At 74.6% G+C, this 25,419-nt stretch carries 26 protein-coding genes; 18 read left to right on the top strand and 8 right to left on the bottom strand.

From position 1 onward, the window contains the following. Positions 1 to 5 precede the first annotated feature (5 nt). The gene (locus ACFPL3_RS32410; RefSeq protein ID WP_343939564.1) at positions 6 to 935 is read left to right on the top strand and encodes a carbohydrate ABC transporter permease; all 930 of its coding nucleotides are present in this window, start codon (positions 6 to 8) and stop codon (positions 933 to 935) included. After that, positions 932 to 2,290: an ABC transporter substrate-binding protein gene (locus tag ACFPL3_RS32405; protein WP_343939562.1), complete on the top strand. Its 1,359-nt coding sequence runs from the start codon at positions 932 to 934 to the stop codon at positions 2,288 to 2,290. Before ACFPL3_RS32410 ends, ACFPL3_RS32405 begins: the two co-directional genes overlap by 4 nt. 1 nt (position 2,291) lies before the next feature. On the opposite strand, the gene ACFPL3_RS32400 is transcribed toward ACFPL3_RS32405, so the two are convergent. The 4 genes from ACFPL3_RS32400 to ACFPL3_RS32385 all read right to left on the bottom strand — a co-directional run bounded on the left by ACFPL3_RS32400 (position 2,292) and on the right by ACFPL3_RS32385 (position 7,215). Then, on the bottom strand, positions 2,292 to 3,494 hold the full coding sequence (locus ACFPL3_RS32400; RefSeq protein WP_343939560.1) for an ROK family transcriptional regulator: 1,203 nt from the start codon (positions 3,492 to 3,494) through the stop codon (positions 2,292 to 2,294). Positions 3,495 to 3,535: 41 nt separating this feature from the next. After that, entirely contained in the window at positions 3,536 to 4,921 is a 1,386-nt protein-coding gene (locus ACFPL3_RS32395) for an FAD-binding protein (protein ID WP_343939558.1), read from the bottom strand. 24 nt (positions 4,922 to 4,945) lie between these two features. Continuing rightward, the gene (locus ACFPL3_RS32390; RefSeq protein WP_343939556.1) at positions 4,946 to 5,824 is read right to left on the bottom strand and encodes a hypothetical protein; all 879 of its coding nucleotides are present in this window, start codon (positions 5,822 to 5,824) and stop codon (positions 4,946 to 4,948) included. Positions 5,825 to 5,928: 104 nt separating this feature from the next. After that, complete coding sequence (locus tag ACFPL3_RS32385; protein WP_343939555.1) at positions 5,929 to 7,215, bottom strand: arginine deiminase; 1,287 nt, start codon at positions 7,213 to 7,215, stop codon at positions 5,929 to 5,931. Between ACFPL3_RS32385 and ACFPL3_RS32380 the strand changes: the two genes are divergently transcribed. The 5 genes from ACFPL3_RS32380 to ACFPL3_RS32360 all read left to right on the top strand — a co-directional run bounded on the left by ACFPL3_RS32380 (position 7,201) and on the right by ACFPL3_RS32360 (position 11,035). After that, positions 7,201 to 7,656, top strand: a complete 456-nt coding sequence (locus ACFPL3_RS32380) for an Lrp/AsnC family transcriptional regulator (RefSeq protein ID WP_343939553.1) — start codon at positions 7,201 to 7,203, stop codon at positions 7,654 to 7,656. The genes ACFPL3_RS32385 and ACFPL3_RS32380 overlap by 15 nt on opposite strands. 90 nt (positions 7,657 to 7,746) lie before the next feature. Continuing rightward, positions 7,747 to 8,532: a molybdate ABC transporter substrate-binding protein gene (gene modA, locus ACFPL3_RS32375; protein ID WP_379589990.1), complete on the top strand. Its 786-nt coding sequence runs from the start codon at positions 7,747 to 7,749 to the stop codon at positions 8,530 to 8,532. Positions 8,533 to 8,641: 109 nt separating this feature from the next. After that, entirely contained in the window at positions 8,642 to 9,487 is an 846-nt protein-coding gene (gene ddaH / locus ACFPL3_RS32370; RefSeq protein ID WP_343939549.1) for a dimethylargininase, read from the top strand. Further along, on the top strand, positions 9,484 to 10,719 hold the full coding sequence (gene rocD, locus ACFPL3_RS32365; protein WP_343939547.1) for an ornithine--oxo-acid transaminase: 1,236 nt from the start codon (positions 9,484 to 9,486) through the stop codon (positions 10,717 to 10,719). The genes ddaH and rocD overlap by 4 nt, the downstream gene beginning before the upstream one ends. A gap of 49 nt (positions 10,720 to 10,768) precedes the next feature. Next, positions 10,769 to 11,035: a GlsB/YeaQ/YmgE family stress response membrane protein gene (locus ACFPL3_RS32360; protein WP_343939545.1), complete on the top strand. Its 267-nt coding sequence runs from the start codon at positions 10,769 to 10,771 to the stop codon at positions 11,033 to 11,035. A gap of 48 nt (positions 11,036 to 11,083) precedes the next feature. Here the strand turns inward: ACFPL3_RS32360 and ACFPL3_RS32355 are convergent, their stop codons facing one another. After that, positions 11,084 to 11,776, bottom strand: a complete 693-nt coding sequence (locus ACFPL3_RS32355) for a TetR/AcrR family transcriptional regulator (protein WP_343939543.1) — start codon at positions 11,774 to 11,776, stop codon at positions 11,084 to 11,086. A gap of 403 nt (positions 11,777 to 12,179) precedes the next feature. Here ACFPL3_RS32355 and shbA point away from each other — a divergent pair, with 403 nt between their 5' ends. The 6 genes from shbA to ACFPL3_RS32325 all read left to right on the top strand — a co-directional run bounded on the left by shbA (position 12,180) and on the right by ACFPL3_RS32325 (position 18,468). Further along, positions 12,180 to 12,893, top strand: coding sequence for an RNA polymerase sigma factor ShbA (gene shbA / locus ACFPL3_RS32350; protein ID WP_343939541.1), 714 nt, complete (start codon positions 12,180 to 12,182; stop codon positions 12,891 to 12,893). Positions 12,894 to 13,032: 139 nt separating this feature from the next. After that, entirely contained in the window at positions 13,033 to 13,431 is a 399-nt protein-coding gene (locus ACFPL3_RS32345; RefSeq protein WP_343939539.1) for a DUF948 domain-containing protein, read from the top strand. After that, complete coding sequence (locus tag ACFPL3_RS32340) at positions 13,428 to 13,745, top strand: hypothetical protein (RefSeq protein WP_379589986.1); 318 nt, start codon at positions 13,428 to 13,430, stop codon at positions 13,743 to 13,745. The genes ACFPL3_RS32345 and ACFPL3_RS32340 overlap by 4 nt, the downstream gene beginning before the upstream one ends. A gap of 106 nt (positions 13,746 to 13,851) precedes the next feature. Next, positions 13,852 to 16,512, top strand: a complete 2,661-nt coding sequence (alaS, locus tag ACFPL3_RS32335) for an alanine--tRNA ligase (RefSeq protein ID WP_379589984.1) — start codon at positions 13,852 to 13,854, stop codon at positions 16,510 to 16,512. Then, on the top strand, positions 16,509 to 16,931 hold the full coding sequence (ruvX, locus tag ACFPL3_RS32330) for a Holliday junction resolvase RuvX (RefSeq protein WP_343939535.1): 423 nt from the start codon (positions 16,509 to 16,511) through the stop codon (positions 16,929 to 16,931). Before alaS ends, ruvX begins: the two co-directional genes overlap by 4 nt. 262 nt (positions 16,932 to 17,193) lie before the next feature. Next, positions 17,194 to 18,468 (top strand): endolytic transglycosylase MltG, encoded by a 1,275-nt coding sequence (locus ACFPL3_RS32325; RefSeq protein WP_379589982.1) that lies wholly within the window; start codon positions 17,194 to 17,196, stop codon positions 18,466 to 18,468. A gap of 26 nt (positions 18,469 to 18,494) precedes the next feature. Here ACFPL3_RS32325 and ACFPL3_RS32320 read toward each other — a convergent pair whose 3' ends face one another. Then, positions 18,495 to 19,361 (bottom strand): spermidine synthase, encoded by an 867-nt coding sequence (locus ACFPL3_RS32320; protein WP_343945892.1) that lies wholly within the window; start codon positions 19,359 to 19,361, stop codon positions 18,495 to 18,497. Positions 19,362 to 19,563: 202 nt separating this feature from the next. On the opposite strand from ACFPL3_RS32320, the gene ACFPL3_RS32315 reads away from it, so the two are divergent. Both ACFPL3_RS32315 and aroC read left to right on the top strand, forming a co-directional pair. Continuing rightward, a complete protein-coding gene (locus ACFPL3_RS32315) occupies positions 19,564 to 20,304 on the top strand; it encodes a prepilin peptidase (RefSeq protein ID WP_379589979.1) in 741 nt (246 codons plus the stop codon). 13 nt (positions 20,305 to 20,317) lie between these two features. Continuing rightward, positions 20,318 to 21,487, top strand: a complete 1,170-nt coding sequence (gene aroC / locus ACFPL3_RS32310; protein WP_343946262.1) for a chorismate synthase — start codon at positions 20,318 to 20,320, stop codon at positions 21,485 to 21,487. Between the two features lie 57 nt (positions 21,488 to 21,544). On the opposite strand, the gene ACFPL3_RS32305 is transcribed toward aroC, so the two are convergent. After that, positions 21,545 to 21,871: a hypothetical protein gene (locus ACFPL3_RS32305; protein ID WP_379589977.1), complete on the bottom strand. Its 327-nt coding sequence runs from the start codon at positions 21,869 to 21,871 to the stop codon at positions 21,545 to 21,547. Between the two features lie 173 nt (positions 21,872 to 22,044). Between ACFPL3_RS32305 and ACFPL3_RS32300 the strand changes: the two genes are divergently transcribed. The 3 genes from ACFPL3_RS32300 to aroQ are packed head-to-tail and all read left to right on the top strand — an operon-like array spanning position 22,045 to position 24,253. Continuing rightward, positions 22,045 to 22,665 (top strand): shikimate kinase, encoded by a 621-nt coding sequence (locus ACFPL3_RS32300; protein WP_343946232.1) that lies wholly within the window; start codon positions 22,045 to 22,047, stop codon positions 22,663 to 22,665. A 44-nt stretch (positions 22,666 to 22,709) separates the two neighbouring features. Further along, a complete protein-coding gene (gene aroB, locus ACFPL3_RS32295; RefSeq protein WP_343946231.1) occupies positions 22,710 to 23,813 on the top strand; it encodes a 3-dehydroquinate synthase in 1,104 nt (367 codons plus the stop codon). Then, the gene (aroQ, locus tag ACFPL3_RS32290) at positions 23,810 to 24,253 is read left to right on the top strand and encodes a type II 3-dehydroquinate dehydratase (protein ID WP_343946230.1); all 444 of its coding nucleotides are present in this window, start codon (positions 23,810 to 23,812) and stop codon (positions 24,251 to 24,253) included. The genes aroB and aroQ overlap by 4 nt, the downstream gene beginning before the upstream one ends. Positions 24,254 to 25,136: 883 nt before the next feature. Here the strand turns inward: aroQ and ACFPL3_RS32285 are convergent. Beyond that, a complete protein-coding gene (locus tag ACFPL3_RS32285) occupies positions 25,137 to 25,367 on the bottom strand; it encodes a DUF6458 family protein (RefSeq protein ID WP_343946229.1) in 231 nt (76 codons plus the stop codon). Positions 25,368 to 25,419 lie beyond the last annotated feature (52 nt).

The following is a 25,419-nucleotide window of genomic DNA, read 5'->3' as shown; positions in this document are numbered from 1 at the left end:
CCGAGATGGTCGCCGTCGACGCCGCCGTCCCGACCGGCCGCGTGCCCGCGCAGGAGGCGGGCCGCCTGACCCCCGGGCGGGTGCTGGCCTGGGCATGCCTGGTCGTGATCGTCCTGATCACGCTGTTCCCGTTCTACTGGATGCTGCGCACCGCGCTGTCCAACGGCACGACGCTCGCCACGGCGGGCTCGTCCTGGCTCCCGGTCGACTTCACCTGGGGTGCGTTCCGGCGCGTCCTGGGCCTCGCGACGCTGGAGGAGGCGCAGGCGGAGGGCGGCACCGGCTCCGCCGTGGACTTCTGGGTCTACCTGCGCAACTCGGTGCTGGTGGCGGCGCTGATCACGGCCGGGCAGGTGTTCTTCGGTGCGCTGGCCGCCTACGCGTTCGCCCGGATGCGCTGGCCGGGCCGCGACGCCGTGTTCTTCGTGGTGCTCACCGCGCTCATGGTGCCGCCGATCTTCACCCAGCTGCCCAACTTCCTGCTGATGCGCGACCTCGGGCTGGTCAACACCTACGCGGCGCTGGTGCTCCCGTTCTTCTTCATGACGCCGTTCGCGGTGTTCTTCCTGCGCCAGTTCCTCCTCGGGATCCCCCGCGAGATCGAGGAGGCGGCCCGGCTGGACGGCGCGGGGCACGTGCGCACGTTCTTCCGGGTGATCGTGCCGATGAGCTGGGGCCCGATCACCACGCTCGCGCTGCTGCAGTACGTGCAGGCGTGGAACGAGTACTTCTGGCCGCTGCTGGTGGGCAGCGAGCGCAGCGTCCGCACCCTCACCGTGGCGCTCGGGGTGTTCCGCGCCCAGACGCCGCAGGGCAACCCGGACTGGCCGGGCCTCATGGCCGCCACGCTGATCGCGGCGCTCCCGGTGCTCCTGCTGTTCATCGCCTTCGGGCGCAGGATCGTGGACTCCATCGGCTTCTCGGGGATCAAATGAAGCGCAGGCTCACGGTCGCCGCGACCGCCCTCCTCCTCGCACTCGCGCCGGGGTGCGCCGCCGAGCGCCCGCCCGCGGACTCGGGCGGGTGGGACGAGACCGGCGAGGTCACCTACTGGATGTGGGACGCCAACCAGCTGCCCGCCTACCAGCGGTGCGCAGACGACTTCGAGGCCCGCAACCCGGACGTCGACATCGCGATCGAGCAGGTCGGGTGGGACTACTACTGGGGCAGGCTGCTCACGGCGTTCGTGGCGAACTCCGCGCCCGACGTGTTCGTCGACCACACGTCCAAGTACGGCGACTACACCACGCGCGGGCTCATCGAGCCCCTCGACGACCTGATCGCCCGCGACGGGCCCGACCTCGCGCAGTACGTCGAGGGTACGGGCGACCTCTGGGTCGGGGACGACGGCCGGCGTTACGGCCTGCCGAAGGACTTCGACGCGGTCGGCCTGTTCTACAACGCGGCGATGGCCCGCGAGGCCGGCATCACGCCCGAGCAGATGCAGGACCTCACCTGGAACCCGCAGGACGGCGGGACCTACGGGGACGTGCTCGCGCGCCTCACCGTCGACCGCAACGGGGTGCGCGGCGACGAGCCGGGCTTCGACCCCCGCAACGTCGAGACCTACGGGCTGGGCATCGACTACCCGCCGGGCGGCGGGTCGGGGCAGACGCAGTGGTCGTTCCTCACCGCGACGCTGGGCTGGAGCCACACCGACAAGCCCCTGTGGGGCACCCGCTTCAACTACGACGACCCGCGCTTCCAGGAGACCGTGGCCTGGTGGCGCAGCCTGATCGACAAGGGCTACATGCCGCCGGTCGAGCAGTCGGTCGGCACCGAGCTGTCGCAGCTGATGCAGGCCGGGCGGGTCGCGCTGGTCTCCGAGGGGTCGTGGAACATCAGCACGTTCGCGAAGCTGGGCGGCATCGAGCTGGCCACCGCACCCACCCCGATCGGCCCGCAGGGGCACCGGGCGGCGATGACGAACTCGCTCGCCGACTCGATCGCGGCCGGCTCCCCGAACAAGGGAGCGGCGTGGAAGTGGGTGCGCTACCTCGCCTCGCCGGAGTGCCAGGAGATGGTGGCGCGGGGCGGCGTGGTGGTACCCGCGATCGCGTCCGTGGTGCCCACCGCGGAGGCGACGATCGGGGCGCACGGCCTCGACATCACCCCGTTCACCCGGCAGCTGCACGAGGGCACGGCGTTCCCGTTCCCGGCGGCGCACCACGCCGCCGACGTCGACTCGATCATGGAGTCGGCGATGGAGCGGGTGATGGCGGGCAGCGCCGACCCGTCGTCGCTCACCGCGGCCAACGAGCAGGTCAACGCCCTGTTCACGCAGGGTTAGTTCATGCAGGGTTGACGGCTCGGGAGCGGCCCAGCACGTGCTCCTGGACCGCCACGGCGGCGGCGCCGCGCGCCCACTCGGTGAACGGGAAGGGCCGCACGTCGATCCGCAGCGGGCCCAGCGGCGCCTTGCGGTTCTCCGCGAGCGCGGCGTCGAGCGCGGGCCGGGCGACGTCGAGCAGGCCGATGCCGTCGCCGGTGAGGATCACGAGCTCCGGGTCGATGAGGTTGGCGATGTCGGCCACGAGCACGCCGAGCGCCCCGGCGGCGTCGTCGGCGACGCGGCGGGCGGCCGGGTGGCCCTCGGCCGCGAGGCGCAGGGCCTCGGCGTAGCCGACCGGGCGGCCCAGCGCCTGCGCGACAGCGCCGGAGATGGCACCGGAGGAGACGAGGCCCTGCGCGCAGCCGCGGTGGCCGTCCTCGCACACCACGGAGCTCAGCACCGGGCGGTGGCCGATCGACCCGCCGCCCCCGTGCGCGCCCTCGACCACGAGGTCGTGCACGACGATGCCGCAGCCGACGCCCGTGCCGATCGTGATCACGAGCATCGACGAGACCTCGCGGCCCGCCCCGAACCAGTGCTCGGCCGCGGTGAGGGCCCGCACGTCGTTGTCGACGACGGCGGGCAGGCCGGTGGCGCCCTGCAGGAGGCCGGCGAGCGGCACGCGCTCCTGCCAGCGCAGGAAGGGGGCGCGGGCCACGTCGCGGCGCTCGACGACGAACCCGCCGATGCCGACGCCGAGCCCGGCCACGTCGGGGTGGTCGGCCCGCAGCAGCCGCGCGACGTCGGCGACGGCGCCCACGACGGCGTCGGGGTCGGTGCCGGGCAGCGGGCGGGTGTGCTCGGCCAGCACCTGGGCGCGCAGGTCGGTGACCACGGCGAACAGCGCGTCGCCGGTGATCTTCACGCCGAGGAAGCGGTGGGGGGAGGGCCCGACGTCCAGCGGCAGCGACGGGCGCCCGGTGCGCACCTGGTCCGGGTGGTCCTTCGGGCCGCTGTCCGGGCCGCCCTCGACGAGCAGCCCGGAGTCCACGAGCGGGCGGGTGAGCCGGGTGAGCGAGCCGGGGGACAGGCCGAGCCTGCGGGCGAGCTGCGCGCGGGGGAGCGGGCCGAACCGCAGGACCTCGACCGCCACCCGCTGGTGGCTGCCGTCGAGCGCGCTCCAGTCGGCGGATGCCGGAGTTTGTTCCGCGACGGAATGCACCGGATGACGATAGCCGGGGATCGTCGGTGGCGCCGCCCCTTTCACCCGGGGAACACCCCGTGGCCCGGGGTGAGGATGCCCGCGGGGTCGTAGCGGCGGCGCAGCGCGGCCAGCTCGTGCCACCGCTCGCCGTAGTGCGCACGCCAGTCCGCGGGGCCGAACGCGACCGTGCCGATCGGGTAGCGGGTGCCGCCCGCGGCGCGGGCGCGGTCGAGCAGCGCCCGGTTGCGCTCGGCCATCGCGGTCGCGAACGCGGCGTTCGCGCCCGGTGGGCCCGCGGTCATGAGGGTGAACAGGTGCACGAGATCGCTGCCGTCCGGGTCGCCGGCGTCGGGCGCGGGCAGCCGCAGCGACGGCCGCGTGAGGGCCGCCCGCCGGTGCGGGTAGAGCAGCACGAATCCGCCGGTGCCGACGTCGGCCGGGGTCAGGCCCGTGAGGACGGCGCCGACCACCTCCTCCACCCGCGAGTCCGGCAGCCACGTGGTGACCCAGGGCTTGACGAGCGCGTCCCACCCGAGCGCCGCCCGCAGGTCGGCGACGGCCGTGTCGATGCGGGTGACGTGCTCGAGGTAGCCGGACTCCCGGACCTCGGCCGCGGCCGGGGCGGCGGTGAGCCCGCGCAGGACGTGGGCGGTGCCGGGTGGGCCCTCGGTGCCCGCGAACGCGAACGCGTTGAGGTGGTGCACCTCGCCCGCCTCGCCCGGGCGCCACCAGTCGCCGAAGACCTCGGTGACCTCGCCGCGCCGCACGAGCGTGCGCAGGTCGGCGAAGAACGCGCCCTGGTCGGTGTAGGGGATCGACCAGCCCCGCACCGTCGCCGGGGCGGGCCCGAGGCCCACCACGGCCTCGGTGATGATCCCGAACCGGCCCAGCCCCGCGAGCACGGCCTCGAACAGGTCGCGGTCGGCCGCGGGCGAGCACCGCCGCAGCTCCCCGTCCCCGGTGACGACCTCCAGCTCGTGGACGTGGTCGACCTGGGCGCCGGCGGCGACGGCGGGCGGCACGCCGCCCACGGAGAGCGTGCCGCCGACGGTGAGGTCGAGGTAGCCGGTGGCGGCCGGGATCGCGCGGCCGTGGCCTGCGGCGGCCCGGGCCAGCTCCAGCCAGGTGGTGCCGGCCCCGACCACGGCGGCGGACGGCGTGATCGACCGGATGCCGGACAGCGCGCGGGCGTCGACCACCACACCACCGGCCACGAGCGACTGCCCGCCGGTGGTGTTGCCCAGGCCGCGGGCCGCGATCGGGATGCGGTGGCGCCGGCAGTACCGCACCACGCGGGCGACGTCGGCGGCCGAGCCGGGGCGCAGCACGGCGGCCGGGAGCGCGGTGGCGATCCGCCCGGCGTCGGTGGCGAACCGCGTGCGGGTGGCGAGGTCGGTGTGCAGCGCACCGTCGAGTGCCGGCACGCCGTCGGGCAGGGCGCTCACCCGGCCCATCCTGGCCGAACCTCCTCAGGCGGAGCGCCCCGGCGGTGGGGAGGAGAGGAACTCGCGCAGCTCGGAGCGGGTGACGCGCTCGTCGCCGGTCATCACGAAGTAGGCCATGCCCGCGTCGGACACGTCGCCCTTCTCGGCCACCTCGAGCCGCGAGCGCAGCCACTGCATGTCCGGGCCCAGCTCGTTCAGGTAGTCCCAGTCGGACAGGTCGGTCGGGCCGAGGTTGCCGTTCTGGTCGGGGATCTGCACCCGCTGGCACCCGAGCTCGAGCACGTCGTCGTAGTCGTGGCCGTCGTGGTCGGTGCGGCCGTGGGTCTGGTTGAAGGTGCCGTCGCCGTGCGACACGCACCGCACGTGCCTGCGCGCCTGCGGGTTCGCGGCGTCGAGGGCCATCCAGGTGGTCTCCATCGGCCCGGCCAGCACGATCGTGAGCTCGTTGCCCGGGCCGGAGGCGTTGATCTCGCGGGTGAGCGCCGCGACGCCCGCGGCGAGCGCCCCGGGGTCGGCCCCGTCGTAGAAGCGGGAGGTGTCGAACCCGAAGCGCCTGCCCGCCTCCAGCACGCTCTCGGTCATGTTCCGGCGGTGCCGGTCGTCGGAGTCCCAGATGTGGTTGTTGTAGATGTAGTTCACGACGTTGCGCTGCAACCCCCCGTGGCCGAGGATCGCCAGCGTCATCGCCGAGGAGGCCCAGTCGTCCTCGTCGTGCTGGTTGCCGTCGGCGGCCAGCGCGATCCGCCCCACGGGCTGCTCCGGGGCGGCGGCGCCCACGAGCTCGACCGCGGGTGCGGGGGCGGCGGGCAGCAGTGCCAGCGCGGCCACCGCGGACCAGGTGGCCGTGGCGCGCAGCGCGTACCGGAGCGGGCTTCGGGTCGGGGCGGGGCGCGGCATCCTCACCCGGACGATCATGCTGCGGGGTGCGCGCGCCCGCGCCGTTTCGCGACGACCATGGCGCTCCCGGGTGGCCGACGATCACCCGGCCGGGTGGTGCGCCGCTCCCCTCACGCCGCCTCGCGCACGATCGGGCAGCTCATGCACCGCGGCCCGCCACGGCCGCGGCCCAGCTCGCCGCCCGGGATGTCGATCACCTCGATGCCGTGGCGGCGCAGGAACCGGTTGGTGGTGACGGTGCGCTCGTAGGTGACCACCACCCCCGGGGCCACGGCGAGGGTGTTGCACCCGTCGTCCCACTGCTCGCGCTCCGCGGAGTGGACGTCCTGCTCCGGGGTGAGCACGCGGATCGAGGGCAGCCCCAGCGCCTCGGCGATGGCGCGGTGCATGTCCTCGGGCCGGTGATCGGTGAGGTGCAGCTCCTTCTCGCTGTCACCGGGCCGGATCGTGTACGCCGGCAGCATCCCGAGCCCCGCGTACTGCGTGAACGTCTCCGGGTCGACCATCGTGAGCACCGTGTCGAGGTGCATGAACGCGCGCGCCTGCGGCATGCGCAGCGCCACGATGCGGTCCACCTCGCCGCCTGCGAACAGCCGCCGCGCCAGCCGCTCCACCCCCTGCGGGGTGGTGCGCTCGGACAGGCCCACCAGCACCGCGCCGCCGCCGAGGACGAGCATGTCGCCGCCCTCGGTGGTGGCGGGCCCGTTCACCGTGCCCGCGGACCACACGGCGTAGTCCGCGCCCGCGAAGAGCGGGTGCCAGCGGTAGACGGCCTCGTAGTGCACGGTCTCGCGCATGCGGGCCTTCTTGCGCATGCTGTTGATCGCAACCCCGCCGTAGAGCCACGCCGACGTGTCGCGCGTGTAGAGGTGGTTGGGCAGCGGCTCGAGCACGAAGTCGTCGGGTTCGAGCACGTGGAACGCGATCGAGCGCGGCTCCGGGATCCGGTCCAGCACCTCGCGCTTGGTGATCCCGCCGACGAGGTGGTCGGTGAGCGTGACGGGGTCCATCGCGTCGAAGCAGTTGCGCAGGGCGTCGATGGCCAGCGGCCCGTACACGCGGTCGTCGAAGATGCGGTCGAGCACGTACTTGTGGGCCTCGGGGATCTCCAGCGTGCTGCGCAGCAGGTCCCCGAACAGGTGCACCTCGACGCCGCGCTCGCGCAGCAGCGCCGCGAACCGGTCGTGCTCCTCCTGCGCGCGGGCCACCCACAGCACGTCGTCGAACAGCAGCCGGTCCCTGTTGCCCGGCGTCAGGCGCTTCAGCTCGAGGCCCGGCCGGTGCAGGATCACCTCGCGCAGGGCGCCGACCTCGGAGTCCACCCGGTACATGCCCGCCATCCTGCCGCGCCACGCCCTCCCCGTGCGGGGGACGATGTCCGCGTGCAGCTGGACCACCTGGACACCGAGATCATCGCCCTGCTGGTCGAGGACGCGCGCCGCAGCTACGCCGAGGTGGGCGCGCGGATCGGTCTCTCGGCGTCGGCGGTGAAGCGGCGCGTCGACCGGCTGCGCGCGGGCGGGGCCATCACCGGCTTCACGGTGCGGCTCGACCCGAGCGCCCTCGGCTGGACGGTGGAGGGCTACGTCGAGCTGTACTGCCGCAACAGCACCGCGCCCGCCGTGATCCGCCGGGCCGTGGACCGCTTCCCCGAGGTCGTCGACGCCAGCACCGTCTCCGGGGACGCCGACGCCGTGCTGCGCATCGTCGCCACCGACATGCGCCACTTCGAGCAGGTCCTCGAGCAGATCGGCGCCCAGCCGTTCGTGGCCAGGACGAAGTCGGTGCTCGTCCTCTCGCCGCTGCTGCGCCGCGCGTCCGCCCCGCCCCCGCATTGACGGGACCCACCGGTGATCCCCGTCTCGACTGCGTGGCGATGGACTCTCGTGACGTGCAGATGCGGGAAGATTCGCTGTGCATCTCCGCGGATGCGGAGAAGGTGCGAGCGAGGGAGGTTGATCGTGCGGACGCGACTGCAGGTGCTGCTCGCCGCCGTGGTGGTGGCGCTGCTGTCCGGATGCGGCGGGGCGGCGCCGGAGACGCGGGAGCTCAACGTCTTCGCGGCGGCCTCGCTCACCGACACGTTCACGGCGTTGAAGGCGCAGTTCGAGACCGAGAACCCGGGCGTGGAGGTGCGCCTGAACTTCGCAGGCTCGTCCGACCTGGCCCAGCAGATCGTGAACGGGGCGCCGGCGGACGTGTTCGCGGCCGCGAACGAGTCCACGATGACCACCGTCGTCGACGCCGGCCAGGTCGCGGGCGAGCCCACCCCGTTCGCCACCAACGTCCTGCAGATCGCCACCCCGCCCGGCAATCCCAAGGGCGTCGCCACGTTCGCCGACCTCGCCAGGCCGGACGTCACGGTGGTGGTGTGCGCACCGCAGGTGCCCTGCGGCTCCGCCACGGAGAAGATCGAGCGTGCGACCGGGGTGACGCTGAGCCCGGTGAGCGAGGAGCCGGACGTGCGGTCGGTGCTCGGGAAGGTGTCCACCGGTAACGCCGACGCGGGGCTCGTCTACGTCACCGACGTCCGGTCGGCAGGCGACTCCGTGCAGGGGGTCGCCTTCCCCGAGGCGGATCAGGCGGTGAACGACTACCCGATCGCGGCGTTGTCGAGTGCGCCGCAGCCCGAGCTCGCAGCCTCGTTCGTCGCGCTGGCGACGGGGGAGTTCGGGAGGAAGACCCTGGAGGACGCCGGGTTCGGCACCCCCTGACGATTGCGCAGGGATCGTGCGTGATCCCACGGAAACACGCAACGATCCACCGCGAGCGGTCAGCATTCCGCGATTGCCGGCGCCCGTCGCCGTTCCTACCGTTGATCATGTGACCAGCGTCCTGCCCCGGCCGGTTGCGGCCACCACCGGCGAGCGAATCGCCCGCCCCCGGCACTACCTCATGTGCCGCCCCGAGCACTTCGAGGTCCGCTACGCGATCAACCCGTGGATGCGGCCCGGCGAGCCCGTCGACCGCGACCGTGCGCTCGCGCAGTGGGAGGAGTTGCGGCAGACCTACGTGGACCTCGGCCACCGCGTCGACCTGATCGATCCCGTCCCGGGCCTGCCCGACATGGTGTACGCGGCCAACGGCGCCACCGTCGTGGACGGCAAGGTCCTCGGCGCGCGGTTCCGCCACCCCGAGCGTGCGGCGGAGGCCGGCGCCTACCGCGCCTGGTTCGAGGCCGCGGGCTACCCCGTCGTCGGACCGGAGTTCGTGAACGAGGGGGAGGGTGACCTCCTCGTCGTCGGCGACGTCGTGCTCGCCGGGCACGGCTTCCGCACCGACCCGCGCGCCCACGCCGAGGCCGCGGCGGTGCTGGGGCGCGAGGTGGTGCCGCTGCGGCTGGTCGACCCGCGCTTCTACCACCTGGACACGGCGATCGCCGTGCTCGACGACGCGACGATCGCCTGGCTGCCCGAGGCCTTCGACGCGGCGTCCCGGGAGGTGCTGCGGGCGCGGTTCCCGGACGCCGTGGTCGCGGAGCAGGCCGACGCCGCCGTGCTCGGCCTCAACGCCGTGGGCGACGGGCGGCACGTCGTGCTCCCCGCACAGGCCACCGGGCTGGCCGCCGCGCTGCGCGAGCGCGGGTACGAGCCCGCTCCCGTCGACCTGTCAGAGCTGCTCAAAGGGGGCGGCGGACCGAAGTGCTGCACGCTGGAGGTGCGTTCATGACGCTGATGCGGTCGGCCACCGAGGCGCACGAGGAGCTCGTGCTCGAGCACTCGGCGCACAACTACCACCCGCTGCCCGTGGTCGTGGCCGAGGGCGCGGGCGCCTGGGTCACCGACGTCGAGGGGCGCCGTTACCTCGACTGCCTCGCCGGCTACTCCGCCCTCAACTTCGGCCACCGCCACCCCGACCTGGTGGCCGCGGCGCACCGGCAGCTCGACCGGCTCACCCTCACCAGCCGGGCCTTCGGCAACGACCAGCTCGGCCCGTTCTGCGCGGAGCTCGCGGAGCTGATCGGCAAGCAGCGGGTGCTGCCGATGAACACCGGCGTCGAGGCCGTCGAGAGCGCGCTCAAGGTTGCCCGCAAATGGGGTTACGAGGTCAAGGGCGTGCCGCAGGACCGGGCGCGGATCATCGTTGCCGCCGGTGGCTTCCACGGCCGCACCATCAGCGTGGTCGGCTTCTCCACCGACCCGGACGCGCGCGGCGGGTTCGGCCCGTTCACCCCCGGCTTCGACGTGGTGCCCTACGGCGACCGCGACGCGCTCGCCGCGGCCGTCACCCCGGACACGGTGGCCGTGCTGCTCGAGCCGGTGCAGGGCGAGGCGGGCGTGATCGTGCCGCCCGCGGGCTACCTGGCCGCCGTCCGCGCGATCTGCGACGCCTCCCGCGTGCTGTTCGTGGCCGACGAGGTGCAGTCCGGGCTCGGCCGCACCGGGCACGTCCTCGCCACGCGCGGCGCGGGCACCGACGCCGACGTGTACGTGCTCGGGAAGGCGCTCGGCGGTGGGATCCTGCCGCTCTCGGCGGTGGTCGCCGACGACGAGGTGCTGGGCGTGCTGCAGCCGGGACAGCACGGCAGCACCTTCGGCGGCAACCCGCTCGCGTGCGCGGTGGGCCGAGCGGTGGTGGGCCTGCTCACCGACCAGGGGCCCGGGGGTGTCCTGGCCGCGGCCGGCAGGCTCGGTGCGGTGCTCGGCGACCGGCTGGCGGGGCTCGTCGGCCACGGCGTCGTCGCGGTGCGCCGCGCGGGCCTGTGGGCCGGCGTGGACGTCGACCCACGCCTGGGCGCCGGGCGTGCCGTGAGCGAGGCGATGGCGCGGCGCGGCGTGCTGGTCAAGGACACCCACGGGTCGACCGTGCGGCTGTCGCCGCCGCTCGTGGTCACCGAGGACGAGATCCGCTTCGCGGTGGACGCGCTCGCGGGTGCGCTGGCCGACCTGGCGGAGAGCTGATCTTCCCCCGGTAGGCTCGGCGGCGCATCGGCCGAGAGGGGAAAACCGGATGTTCTGGACGATCGTGGGCTGGATCGTGTTCGGGCTGGTCGCGGGCTACATCGCCCGCGCGCTGGTGCCGGGCAAGGACGACATCGGCATCGTGCGCACCATCGTCCTCGGCTGCGTGGGCTCCATCGTCGGCGGCCTGATCTTCGGGCTGCTCACCGGCGGGCTGCGCGGGTTCGACCCCGCGGGCTGGATCGGCTCGATCATCGGCGCGGTGATCGTGCTGGTGGTCTACAACAAGGTCACCGGCCGCAAGAGCCGGGCCTGAGCCCGGGCCCGGTCGGGCCGTCCCACCGGACGGTGCCGATCGGGCCGTTCAGGTGGGGCGGCGGAACGGCCGCCCGTCCACGCCGGCCTCGGTGAGCAGCTCGGGGCGCAGCATCCCGAACAGCACGGTGAGCAGCAGCTCCGCCGTGAGCTCCGCGGGCTCGTCGGGCCGGTTGATGCTGCGCAGCAGCAGCAGGTTCACCACCATCCCGCTCACCTCCAGCGCGCTCGGGAACGGGCGCAGCTCACCCGTGCGCTGACCGTGCTCCACGAGCTTGCGCAGCGGGGTGGGCACGGGCGCGAGCGTGCGCGGGTCGACATCGTCGTCGGGGTTGGGCGGCGCCGAGACCTTGATCGTGTACTCCTCCACGGCCGACCAGAAGGCCGCCGTGAGCTTCCGGTTGCGCTGGCTGATCCGCGCGAGGGCCCTGACCTGGTCGGTGAGCGCGGCCACCACCGACCGTCCGGTGGCGATGTCGTGCTCGGCCTCGGACAGCAGTGGGAGCACGAGCGGTGCGTACACGCATCCGACGAGCAGGTGCTTGGAGGGGAAGTGGTTGTATGCCGTGGCTGCGCTGACCCCTGCGGCCGCCGCGACGTCCTCCATCCGCGTGTGGGCCCACCCCCGGCTGCCGAACGTCGCGTCGGCGGCGTCGAGCAGCGCCCGCCGGGTGCGGTCGCGCTTCGTCCGGGCCGCCCGGGCGCGCGGCTCGTCCGGCAGAGCGGGGTTCGAAACTGCCATCCGGCGCAGCGTAACCCTTTTCAGGCCGAACTGCTCTTGACTCCAACTTGGGTTGGACCCAAACTCCGTGATTGAACGTCGAACGACTTCGATCACCGCAGGGCACGGCGACGATCGGAGCAGTCGAGGGGATCCGGAAAGACCAGCCGCGGTCGGGGGACGCAGCAGGCTCGGTCGGGCAATTCGGACTCCTCTCGGCCGCGGGAGCCGGGCAGTAACACGCGCACCCGCACAGCACGAACGCAGTACGCGACCTCCAGCCGACCGGGGGGCGCGCAGCCGCCGGCGGGGCGCCGCCGGCGCAGGGGAGGGGAACCCGAATGATCGCGTCCATCCTGTTGGCCCACCACTTCTTCGACAGCTCCCGCCGGCTCGACGCCGCGGTCGTCCCGGCAGTCGCACGATGACCGCCTTCGCCGTGGCCGCCGACGCCGAAGCCGCCGTCGCCGCCGCACCGGTCGTCGACCAGACCGCGCTGTCGCTGCCCGATCCCGCGGTGCCGGTGCTCGGCGCCTCCGCCGCGGAGACCGACCCCCAGTTGCTCGAGGGCCTCCTGCGCGCCGCGATCGCGGGCGAGCCGCGCGCACGGGAGCGGCTGCTCGCCGAGATCCACCCGCTGGTGCTGCGGTACTGCCGGGCCCGGCTGGGCAGGCACGAGACCGTCATGGGCTCGGCCGACGACGTCGCCCAGGAGGTCTGCCTCGCCGTCGTCAACGCCCTGCCGGGCTACACGCTGCGCGGGCTGTCGTTCCGGGCGTTCGTCTACGGCATCGCCGCGCACAAGGTCACCGACGCGTTCCGGGCGATCGGGCGCAACCGGTCGGAGCCGGTCCCCGACGTGCCGGACACGCCGCTGGCGCACGACGGGCCGGAGCAGCACCTCCTGCAGGTCGAGCTCACCGAGCGGCTCGGGGCGCTGCTGCACCTGCTCACCCCGCGGCAGCGCGAGGTGCTCGTGCTGCGCATCGCCGTCGGGCTCTCGGCCGAGGAGACCGCCGCGGCGGTCGGGTCCACGCCGGGCGCGGTGCGCGTCACGCAGCACCGTGCGCTCAACCGGTTGCGCCGCCAGGTCGTCACGGCGGGCGACGCGGACGTGGACGAGGACGACGAGGAGTGACCCACCGGCCCTGCGCGGACGGGTGACGGGGCGTGGCCGTCCGGTTGCGGGCGGCGCGCCCTGACCGCGCATTCGGGCCGTCGGGGAGTAATCTGGCGCGGATCACACACCGGCGATCGCAAGTGCTCGGGGAGGCTCCGTGTCGGCTGGCCAGATCGCGGCTCTCGTCGCCGCGGGGGCCTTCGTGGTCCTCGTGCTGCTGCTGGCCGTCCCGCTGCTCAAGCTCGGGCGCACGCTCGACGAGGCCACCATCGCGATCCGCAAGGCGCACGAGGGCGGCGACCCGCTGCTGCGCGACGCCCAGACCACGCTGCACCAGGTGAACACGCAGCTGGAGCGGGTCGACGGCATCACGTCCAACGCGCGCACGGTGTCGAGCAACGTCTCCGTGCTCACCTCGCTGTTCACCGCCACGCTCGGCGGCCCGCTCGTCCGCGCGGCGGCGTTCAGCTACGGGGTGAACAAGGCGATCAAGGCTCGCCGCGCCGGTCGCGACGCGGGCGCCCACTCGCGGCCGCGGAAGGGGCGCCGGCGGTGAGGAGGCTGTTCTGGCTCGGCCTCGGGCTCGCCGTCGGTGTGTACGCCACCCGGCGGGCCTCCGAGGCCGCCCACGCCCTCACCCCGGCCGGGGTCGGGGCGAACATCGCCGAGGGCCTGCGGGAACTGGGCGCGGGCCTCGGCGCGTTCGGCGCCGAGGTGCGCGCCGGGATGACCGAGCGGGAGCAGGAGCTCGCCGACCTCGTCGAACGCCGCACCGGCACCCACGTCCCCACGGTGGCCGACGCGCTGGCCGAGCCCGCGCCGCCCGCCCGGCCCACGCCGCGCCCGCGAGCGCGCAGGGCAGGGGCCTGACCGCGCGCGCCCGCGCGCCGTCCCCCTGCCGTTCCGCGTCCCGTTCGCTGCGGGAGACTGACCGCGAGCCGGCACCTGCCTCCCGTTCGACCCTTGGAAGCCAACCGTGCAGACCCACGAGATCACCCGTCGTTTCACCGACCACTTCGTCGCCGCGGGCCACACCCGCGTGCCCAGCGCCTCGCTGATCCTCGACGACCCCAACCTGCTCTTCGTCAACGCGGGGATGGTGCAGTTCAAGCCGTACTTCCTCGGCCAGGTGCCGCCGCCCTACCCACGGGCCACCTCGATCCAGAAGTGCGTGCGCACCGGCGACATCGACGAGGTCGGCAGGACCACCCGCCACAACACGTTCTTCCAGATGGCCGGGAACTTCTCCTTCGGCGACTACTTCAAGGAAGGCGCGATCGAGCACGCCTGGAACCTGGTCACGGGCAGCCAGGACGCGGGCGGGTACGGCTTCGACCCGGACCGCATCTGGGTCACCGTCTACCAGGACGACGACGAGGCGATCGAGCTGTGGCGCCGCATCGCCGGCCTGCCGGAGGAGCGGATCCAGCGCCGCGGCGGCGAGGACAACTACTGGGACATGGGCGTGCCCGGTCCCGGCGGCCCGTGCTCGGAGATCTACTTCGACCGCGGCCCGGAGCACGGCCGCGAGGGCGGCCCGGTCGCCGACGAGGACCGCTACCTCGAGATCTGGAATCTCGTCTTCATGCAGGACGAGCGCGGTGAGCTCTCCCCGAAGAAGGGGTACCCGCCGATCGGCAGCCTGCCGAAGAAGAACATCGACACCGGCATGGGCGTCGAGCGGGTGGCCTACCTGCTCCAGGGCGTCGACAACGTCTACGAGACCGACCTCGTGCGGCCGGTGATCGCCCGCGCCGAGGAGTTCTCGGGCCGCCGCTACGGCGCCGATCACACCGACGACGTGCGGTTCCGCGTGATCGCCGACCACGCCCGCTCGGGCGTGATGATCATCGGTGACGGGGTCACCCCGTCCAACGAGGGCCGGGGCTACGTGCTGCGCCGCCTGCTGCGCCGAATCGTGCGCTCGGCCCGGCTGCTGGGCGTGCACGAGCCGGTCCTGCACTCGTTCGCCGAGGTGGTCCGCGACGCGATGGCGCCGGCCTACCCGGAGCTGGTCACCGACTTCGAGCGGATCTCCGCGGTCGTGCGCGCCGAGGAGGAGGCCTTCCTCGCCACGCTCACGGCCGGCTCGCGGATCTTCGACACCGCCGTGGCGGCCACCAAGCAGGCCGGTGGCTCCCAGCTTGCGGGCGACAAGGCCTTCCAGCTGCACGACACCTACGGCTTCCCGATCGACCTCACGCTCGAGATGGCCTCCGAGGCCGGTCTGTCGGTCGACGAGCAGGGCTTCCGCTCCCTGATGGAGGAGCAGCGCGCCCGCGCCAAGGCCGACGCCGCCAAGCACAAGGTCGGCCACGGCGACGCCTCCGTCTACCGCGCCGTGCTCGACGCGGCCGGTGGCAGCGAGTTCCTCGGCTACACCGACCTCACCTCCGAGGCCCGCGTCGTCGGGCTCGTCGTCGACGGGGTGGGCGTGCCCGCCGCGGGCGCGGGCACGAAGGTGGAGGTCGTGCTCGACCGCACGCCCTTCTACGCCGAGGGCGGCGGGCAGCTGGCCGACACCGGCTGGATCCGCGGCGACGGGTTCACCGTGGACGTGGACGACGTGCAGTCGCCGGTGCCGGGCCTCATCGTGCACCGGGGCACCGTCAGCGAGGGCGAGGCCCTCGTGGACGCCACGGTGCAGGCCGAGGTCGACACCACCCGGCGCGGCGCCGTCTCGCGGTCGCACTCGGCCACCCACCTCGTGCACGCCGGCATGCGCAAGCACCTCGGCGACGCCGCCGCGCAGGCCGGTTCGCTCAACGCGCCCGGCCGCCTGCGGTTCGACTTCACCTCGCCCGGCGGCGCCGTGCCCGCCTCCGTGCTCACCGACGTCGAGGACGAGGTGAACGCGGTCCTGCAGAACGACGAGGAGGTCCGCTGGTTCGTCACCTCGCAGGAGGAGGCGCGCAAGCTCGGGGCCCTCGCCCTGTTCGGCGAGAAGTACGGCGACAAGGTTCGCATCGTCGAGATCGGCGACTACTCGCGCGAGCTGTGCGGCGGCACCCACGTGCACCGCTCCGGGCAGTTGGGGCTGGTCAAGCTCCTCTCGGAGGCCTCGATCGGCTCCGGGGTGAGGCGCGTGGAGGCCCTCGTGGGGCTCGACGCGTTCCGGTTCCTCGCCAAGGAGCACGTGCTGGTCTCCCAGCTGGCCGAGCAGTTCAAGGCCCGGCCCGAGGAGCTGCCCGAGCGCATCGGCGGTGTCGTGGAGCGGCTGCGGCAGGCCGAACGCGAGCTGGAGAAGGTCCGCGCCGACGCCGTGCTCTCCTCGGCCGGCGCGCTCGCCGAGGGCGCCGAGGACGTCGACGGCATCGCGCTCGTGGCCGTCGCCGCCCCGGACGGCGTGGGCGGCAACGACCTGCGCGCGCTCGCCTCCGACGTGCGCGGCCGGTTGGGCGCGCGCCCCGGCGTCGTCGCGCTGTTCTCCGCCGACGGGGACAAGGTGTCGTTCGTGGTCGCCACCACGGCCGCCGCGCGCGACCGCGGCCTCGCCGCCGGCAAGCTGATCCCGGCGTTCGCCCCGGCCGTCGGCGGGCGCGGCGGCGGCAAGCCCGACCTCGCCCAGGGCGGGGGCACCAACCCCGCCGGCGTGCCCGACGCCGTGGCCGCCCTGCGCGCCGCGCTCCTCGGGTGAACCGGGGACGACTGCTCGGGATCGACGTCGGCGCCGTCCGGGTCGGGGTCGCGATCTGCGACCCGGGCGGCGTGCTGGCCACCCCCCTCGTCACCGTGCCGCGCGACGTCGAGGGCGGTGCCGACCTGCGTGCGATCGCCGCGCTCGTGGCCGAGCACGACGCGGTCGGCGTCGTCGTCGGGCTGCCCCGCACGCTCAAGGGCGTGGAGGGCCCCGCCGCCGAGGCCGCCCGCGCCTTCGCCGACGCGCTGGCGGGCGTGCTCGAGGTGCCCGTCGAGCTGTCCGACGAGCGGTTGACCACCGTCGTCGCCACGCGCCAGCTGCGGGAACGCGGCGTGAAGGGGCGCAAGCAACGCGCCGTGGTCGACCAGGCCGCGGCCGTCGCGATCCTGCAGGGCTGGCTGGACGCCCGTCGGTGAACGGGCGCCGGTCACCGTGCGGCCGTACGGGCGACCCGCCGGTGCGGCGGCGTTCGCCGGATGGCTACTCTCCGGTGTCGTGAACCCGGACGGATGGGACCACCGACGGACGCCCCGCCCGCCGGGTACCGGTGAGCGGCGACCCGTCGCCCGTCCCCTCCCGCCGCCGGCCCGGCCGCAGGGGGGCCCGCTCCCGCGGCTCGGCACCGCGCGGCCGCCGCACTCCGGCCCGCCCGCCGACCCCGGGCCTCCCACCGTCCCCGTGCCCGTCACGCCACCGGCGCCCGGGCCCGGTTCCGCGCCGCGGGTGCCCGGGGCTGCCCGGCGCCCGGAGCCCCCGGCCGCCCGCCCCGAGCCGCCGTCCGAGTCGGCGGAGGATCCGGATCCCGAGCCGGACGACGCGCCGGACGCCGAGCCCCGCCGCCGGCGTGGCCGCACCCTCGTGCTCGTGCTCGCGGTGCTGCTCCTCGGCGGCGTGGCCGCAGGCGGGGTGTACTCGTTCGTCATCTGGTTCTCCGTGCCCGACTTCGAGGGTCCGGGCACGGGCGACGTCGTGATCGAGGTGGAGGACGGCGACTCGACCCGCCAGATCGGCGTGGAGCTCGCCCAGCAGGGTGTCGTGGCCGCCCCCGAGTCGTTCACCCGCGCCGCCGAGGGCGAGGAACGCATCCGCGCCGTGCAGCCCGGCTTCTACCAGATGCGCCGCCAGATGTCGGGGGCCGCGGCCGTCGAGATGATGCTGGACCCGGACTCCCGCGTGGGGGAGCTGGACATCCGCGGCGGCGTGCAGCTCGACGACACGCGCGCCCCCGACGGCACGGTGGCGCCCGGCGTGCTGACCCTCATCTCGCAGGCCACCTGTGCCCGGCTCGACGGCGAGGAGCGCTGCGTCTCCGCCGACGAGCTGCGCACCGCCATGACCGACACCGACCCGGCCGAGCTCGGCGTGCCCGAGTGGGCCCTCGAGAGCGTCGGGGCGGCCGAGCCGCGGCGCCGCCTCGAGGGCCTGCTCGTGCCGGGCCGCTACGACGTGGCCCCGGGCGAGACCGCTGTCGACGTCCTGCGCGGCCTGCTCACCACCTCGGCCCGGCGCCTCGAGGCCACCGGGCTGGTCGCCGGCGCGCAGAGCATCGGCACCAGCCCCTACGAGCTGCTCACGATCGCCTCGCTCGTGGAGAAGGAGGCGATCAACCCGGACATGCCGCGGGTGGCCCGGGTGATCTACAACCGGCTCGGCGCCGGACGCAGGCTCGAGCTCGACTCGATGGTCAACTACCCGCTCGACCTGCAGGCCCTGCGCACCACCGCTGCCGACCGCGCCCGCCCGGGCCCCTACAACAGCTACGCCGTGGCCGGCTTGCCGCCCACGCCGATCGCCGCGCCCGGCCGGGAGGCCATCGCCGCGGCGCTGGAACCCGCCCAGGGGCCGTGGCTGTACTTCGTGCGGTGCCGCACCGACGGCACGTCGTGCTTCGCGGAGACGCTCGAGGAGCACAACGCCAACGTGCGCGAGGCCAGGCAGAACGGCGCCTTCTGACCGGTTTCGTCACCGGCCGGCACCGGTCAGTCGGCAGGACGGCCGAAGAAGCCCGGCGGTGGCAGCGGGGAGGGCGTCGCCGCTCCGTCCACCGGCGCGCGGGCACCGCGGGTGAAGCGGCGCAGCTCGGACCCGGCGAGCACCCGCGCCGGGAACGGGTCGCCCGCCGCGCGCCGCGCCAGCTCGTCCACCGGGAGCGGGTGCTCCGACGCCACGAGCACGAGGTTGCCGAACCGGCGCCCGTGCAGCAGCTGCGGCACCGCCAGCACGGCGACCTCCGGGAACACCGCCGCCGCGGCCGCCACCTGCGTGCGGGCGAACGCGAGCGCGCCGCCGTCGGCGACGTTCGCGGTGTAGATCCCGCCGGGGGCCAGAACGGTCGCCGCGGCCCGCACGAACTGCACGGACGTGAGGTGCGCCGGGGTGCGCGCCCCCGCGAACACGTCGAGCACCACCAGGTCGAACGATCCCGGCCGCACGGTGGCGAGCGCCGCCCGCGCGTCGCCCACGGTGACCTCGATGCCGGTGCCGTCGGCGGGCAGCCGGGAGGCGACGAGGTCGACCAGCCCCGCGTCCAGCTCCACCACCCGCTGCTCGGACGTGGGACGGGTGGCGGCCACGTAGCGGGCGAGGGTCCACGCACCGCCGCCGAGGTGCAGCACCCGCAGCGGCGCGTGGGGCGGGGCCGCGAGGTCGGCGACGTGGGCCAGCCGCCGCACGTACTCGAATTCGAGGTGCGTCGGGTCGTCGAGGTCGACGTGCGACTGCGCGGTGCCGTCGAGCAACAGCGTCCAGCCCTGCGGGCGGTCGGGGTCGCCGACGAGCTCGGCGACGCCGTGGTCCACCTCGGCGGTGATGACCGCCCGCGCCACCCGCATCTCCCGCCGCTCCACCCCTCGATCCTGCCCTGCCGGTGACAGCGCCGGGCAGCGGCGCGCGGTGCAACTCGCCGTGCAGAGAGGTCCGACGGTTCGGCCACCGGGCAGCGCGGTTGTCCACCTCGGGTCCGGCTGTCCACAGATCCGCAGCACCGACGGCCCGCAGCGACCCGACCGCCGATCATCGGTGCAGGAGCGACGCGGGGGAGGAGCCGGGATGCCGGGAACGCAGGGGCTGCTGGGATCGCTGGGCACGGTGCTGCCGGTGGTGGTGGCCGCAGGTGCCGGGGTGTGGGCCGGTGCGGGCGCGCGGGTGCTGCTGCGCCGGATGCGCCGCGGCACGCGGATCCCGCCGCCCTGGTGCGAGCTGGGCGTAGCGGTGCTGTGGGCGGCCACCGCGGTGGCGGGCACGGTCGGCGGGCTGCCGGTGCGGTGGGTGCCCGTCGTGCTGGCGCTGGGTTGGCTCGTCGTCGCGGCGGGCGCGGTCGACCTGCGCCACCGGCGGCTGCCGAACACCCTCACGGTGCCCGCGCTGCCGGCCGCGCTGCTGCTCCTGCTCCCGGTGGGGCCGCAGGCCGCGGTGCGCGGTGCGGCCGGGGCGGCGGTCGCCGTCGCCGTGCACGCCGCGGTGCACCTGGCCGACCGGAGGGCGGTCGGCGCGGGCGACGTGAAGCTCGCGGCTCCCCTCGGAGCGGTACTGGCGGCGGTGGCCTGGCCCGCCCTCGCCCTGGCGGCGCTGCTCGCCGCGCTGCTCACGGCGGCCGGAGCGGCCATGAGTGCGCCGGCCGGCGTCGGTGCCGGGGCGCGGTCCGGGGTAGCGGCCGGGGCCGGCGGGGTGCTCGCCCGGGCCGGCCAGGCGCGCACCGTGCCCCACGGGCCCTCGATGCTCGTGTCCTGCTGGCTGGTGGCGGTCGTGCTGCTGGCACTGGGTGCGGGAGGAGGCACTGCCGCGGGGTGAGACAATCGCGCTCGTGCTGCGCTGGATCACCGCCGGGGAGTCCCACGGTCCTGCCCTGGTCGCCGTGCTGGAGGGCATGGTCGCCGGGGTCGGGATCACCACCAAGGAGCTCGCCGCGGAGCTCGCCCGGCGCCGGCTCGGCCACGGCCGCGGCGCCCGGATGAAGTTCGAGGCCGACGAGCTGGAGGTCATCGGCGGGGTGCGGCACGGGGTCACCCAGGGCGGCCCGGTGGCCGTGCGCATCGGCAACACCGAGTGGCCGAAGTGGGAGACCGTCATGGCGGCCGACCCCGTCGACCCCGAGCTCATCGCCGGGCGGGCCCGCAACGCGCCGCTCACCCGCCCCCGGCCGGGCCACGCCGACCTCGCCGGTATGACCAAGTACGGCTTCGACGACGCGCGGCCCGTGCTGGAGCGGGCCAGCGCCCGCGAGACCGCGGCCCGGGTCGTCCTCGGCACGGTGGCGAAGGCGTTCCTGGCGCAGGCGTTGGACGTGTCCGTCGTGTCCCACGTGGTGGCGCTGGGTTCCGTCGAGGCACCGGAGGGCGAGATGCCGGGCCCGCGCGACCTGGAACGGGTGGACGCGAGCCCGGTGCGGGCCTGGTCGGACGAGGCCACGGCGGCGATGGTCGCCGAGGTCGACGCCGCGCAGCAGGAGGGCGACACGCTCGGCGGCGTCGTGGAGGTGATCGCCTACGGCCTGCCCGTGGGGATCGGCTCCTACGTGCAGAGCGACCGCAGGCTCGACGCGCGGCTCGCCGGGGCGCTCATGGGCATCCAGGCGATGAAGGGCGTCGAGATCGGCGACGGGTTCCGCACCGCCCGGCGGCGGGGCAGCGCCGCGCACGACGAGATGGTGCCCGGAGAGCCGGTGCAGCGCCTGTCCAACCGGGCCGGGGGCATCGAGGGCGGCATGACCAACGGCGAACCGGTGCGGGTGCGCGTCGCGATGAAGCCGATCTCCACGGTCCCGCGCGCCCTGCGCACGGTGGACGTCGCCACCGGTGAGCCCGCCCAGGCGATCCACCAGCGGTCCGACGTGTGCGCCGTGCCGGCTGCGGGTGTGGTGGCCGAGGCGATGGTGGCGCTCGTGCTCGCCGACGCCGCGCTGGAGAAGTTCGGCGGCGACTCGCTCGCCGAGACCCGGCGCAACCTGCGCGGCTACCTCGACGCCACGAGCTGAGCCCGGCGCAGGCGGGCCCGGCCGGCCCGCCGCGCAGTGCTCCCGGCGGTGCTTCCGTCAGTGCTCGGTGGCGTGCTGCCGCGTGTCGGGGCCGCCCGAGCGCCCGGCGGGCGAGGCGTCCTCGGCGGCGGTGCTGCGGCCGCGGTGGGCCCCGGCGTGGAAGGCGGCGGCGCGGTCGGCGCAGTACCCGGTGGGGCCTGCCGTGGCGGGCGCCGGGGTGCCCTCGGCGGCGAACGCGGCGAACGGGGTACCGGAACCGGGCCCGCCGGGCGTGCGCAGCTGCGGCTCGAGGTGGGACTGACGCCGGCGGCGGGGGAGCGGGAGCTGCTCGCGGGCGGGCGTGGGCCCGTCCGGGGGTGGGGGCATCTCGTCGGGGTGGCTCACCGATCGCCCTCGCGGCGTTCGTCGCTCTCGGGGTGGATCACCGGCTGCTCCGATCGTACGGATTCGCGGTCCTCGGACCATATCTGATCAACGATTCAGCTGCCGCGGGGGAGCGGTTCCGGCGCACCGAACGTCCCCGCATCGGGTGGCCGGGCGGTCACTACGCTGCGCACGTGCCTGTCGAGAGTCGCCCCACGCTGGTCGTCGTCGGCCCGCCGGGGGCCGGGAAGACCACTGTCGGCCGCGTGCTGGCGCGGCGCCTGGACGTCGCGTTCGCCGACGCCGACGCCCTGATCGTGGAGCGCGCCGGCAGGGCGATCGCCGACATCTTCCTGCAGGACGGTGAGGAGGCGTTCCGGAAGCTGGAGCGCGAGGTCGTCGCGGAGGCGCTGGCGAGCCACGACGGCGTGCTGGCCCTCGGCGGGGGCGCCGTGCTCGCGGCCGAGACGCGCGCGCTGCTGCGCGAGCACCGGGTTGTGTTCCTGAACGTCGGACTGGCCGACGGGCTGCGGCGCACCGGGATGTCCACGGCGCGGCCGCTGCTCGCGGGCGTCAACCCGCGCGCCACGTTCAAGGCGTTGCTCGACGGGCGGGCGCCGCTGTACCGGGAGGTCGCCACCGTGCAGGTCGACACCGACCGGCGCAGCGCCAACCAGGTGGCCCGGGCCGTGCTGGAGGCGCTGGGGGAGGTCCCCGCGTCGGCCCCGGCGGACCCGGTCGACCCGGACGACCCCCTGGATCGCCCCACCCCGCGCGGTGGCTCCGCGCTCCCGGACCCCAGCGTCCGCCTCTGACCGCTGCGGTCACCGGTGCGGGGCGGTCAGTAGGGTGATCCCCCGTGAACGCGGTGCGGATCGACGTGGCGACGGAGCGGCCCTACCCGGTGCTCGTGGGCCGTGGGGTGCGGGGCGAGTTGCCCGCCACCGTCGCGGGGCTGGGCGCCCGGGTCGCGCTGATCGTCCACCAGCCCGCGCTGGCCGACGTCGCCGAGGCCGTGCGTGGCGAGCTCGAGGGCGCGGGCCTGGACGCGCACCGCGTGGAGGTGCCCGACGCCGAGGACGGCAAGGCGCTGGCCGTGGCCGGGTTCTGCTGGGAGGTCTGCGCGCGTGCCGGCCTCACGCGCGGCGACGTCGTGGTGTCGCTGGGCGGCGGCGCGGTCACCGACCTCGCCGGCTTCGTGGCGGCCACCTGGATGCGCGGGGTGCGGGTCGTGCACGTGCCCACCTCGCTGCTCGCGATGGTCGACGCGGCCGTCGGCGGGAAGACCGGCATCAACACGGCGGCGGGCAAGAACCTCGTGGGGGCGTTCCACGAGCCGTCGGCGGTGCTCGTCGACCTCGCGGTGCTCGACACGCTGCCGCGGTCGGAGCTGGTGGCGGGCAGCGCGGAGATCGTGAAGACCGGCTTCATCGCCGACCCGGTGATCCTGGAGCGCATCGAGGCCGACCCGGTGGCCGCGCTCGACCCGGCCGGCCCGGTGCTGCCCGAGCTCGTGGAGCGCTCGATCCGGGTCAAGGCCGAGGTGGTGGCCGCCGACCTGCGCGAGTCGCACCTGCGGGAGATCCTGAACTACGGGCACACCCTCGGCCACGCCATCGAGCGGCGCGAGGAGTACCGGTGGCGCCACGGTTCGGCGGTGAGCGTCGGCCTGGTGTTCGCGGCCGAGCTGGCCCGGGCCGCCGGGCGCCTCGACGACGCCACGGCCGACCGGCACCGCGCCGTGCTGTCCTCGCTCGGCCTGCCCGTCGGCTACGTGCCGGGGGTGCTGCCCGAGCTGGTCGAGTCGATGCGCGGCGACAAGAAGGCGCGCGCGGGCACACTGCGGTTCGTGGTGCTCGACGGCGTGGCGAAACCGGGCCGGCTGGAGGGCCCGGAGCCGGAACTGCTGGAACAGGCGTACGCGGCGGTGTCCGCGCAGGAGTCGACGGGAGCGCCCGCATGACCGCGGTCCTCGTGCTCAACGGTCCCAACCTGGGCAGGCTCGGCACCCGCGAGCCCGCGGTCTACGGCAGCACCACCTACGCCGACCTCGTCGCGCTGTGCGAGCGCTCGGCCGCCGAGCTGGGCCTGCAGGTCGACGTGCGCCAGACCGACCACGAGGGCGAGCTGCTGGGCTGGCTGCACGAGGCCGCCGACGCGGGCGCGCCGGTGGTGCTGAACGCCGCGGCGTGGACGCACACCTCCGTGGCCGTGCGCGACGCGTGCGCCCAGCTCACCGCCCCGCTGATCGAGGTGCACATCACGAACGTGCACCGGCGGGAGGAGTTCCGCCACCACTCCTACATCTCCGGCGTCGCCACGGGCGTGATCGTCGGGCTCGGCGTGGACGGCTACCCCCTCGCGCTGCGCTGGCTCGCCACCCGCACCCAGGCGCAGGCCTAGCATCGGAGCACCTCCAGGCTGCCCAGACGAACGCGTTGTGCGGGTCGCCGGCTTTCAGTGCATCCGTGCCCGAGACGTACCGGACCCTCGCGGTGCCGACCGTCATGTTCTGCTCGGTTCGATCAATGACCCCGACCAGTACGTCTGGGTTGTTCGGTGACCGTGGTGTGCGGCTCGGAGCGATCACCGGTCCGGTCTTGGGCGTCGTCGTGCGGAGATCGCTGCTTCTGCGCAAGAACGGGCGAATTCGACACGGGAATGCGCCAACTCTCCGATCATGTGCGTCGGTCCCGCGGTCGGTCGAGCAGCATCCCAGAGCTGGGCCGACGACCGCGTTGTGCGGGTCGCCGGTTGTCGCGTGTGGCCGGGGCGGCCGGGTGCCTCGGCCGCGACGGCATCCGTGCGCGAGACGTACCAGGTCGTCGCGGTGCCGACCGTCATGTTCTGCTCGGTTCGATCAATGGCCTCGACCAGTACGTCTGGGTTGTTCGGTGACCGTGGTGTGCGGCTCGGAGCGCGATGACCCGGTCCGGGCGGGTTCGGGGCCTCGCCACGCCGGCCGCCTCCGTGCCCGAGACGTACCGGGGCGTCGTGGTGGCGACTGTGACGTACTGCTCGGTGCGATCAGCCGCCCCGGGCAGTACGTCTGGGCTGTTCGGGCGACCGTGGTGTGTGGTTCGGTGCGATGACCCGGTCCGGGCGGATTGCCTGGCCGCGCTGTGCCGATGGCGGGTGAGCTTTGGACGGTGCCGCATCTGCGGCCGGGAGGTACCGGCGTGTCGCGGTGCCGACAGGGACGTACTGCTCAGCCCGATCAAGCCCCGCCGAGCAGTACCTCACGGCTGATCGAGGGACCGTCTCATGTGGGTCGGCGTGCGCGGGGTCAGTACCGCGTGTCCGGCGGGTGGGTGGGGGGCTGCGGGTACTCCGCACCCCGCCGCACGACGGGCCGGGTCTGGCGGGCCAGCACGAGGCTCGCCACCAGCCCGATCACGCCGACGACGGCGAGGATCCAGCCGACGAGCTCGAGGTCGACGCCGCCCACGTCGACGCGGACGGCGAGGGCGAGGATCAGGCCCACCGCGAGCAGGCCGATGCTCGTACCGATTCTCATGGGTTTGAGCTACCCCGGGTGGAGGGCCGCGGACACATCCTGGTCGTAGGGT

Source organism: Pseudonocardia zijingensis, assembly GCF_042657305.1.
GTDB lineage: Bacteria > Actinomycetota > Actinomycetes > Mycobacteriales > Pseudonocardiaceae > Pseudonocardia > Pseudonocardia zijingensis.
This window is presented reverse-complemented; position numbering and strand designations above follow the sequence as displayed.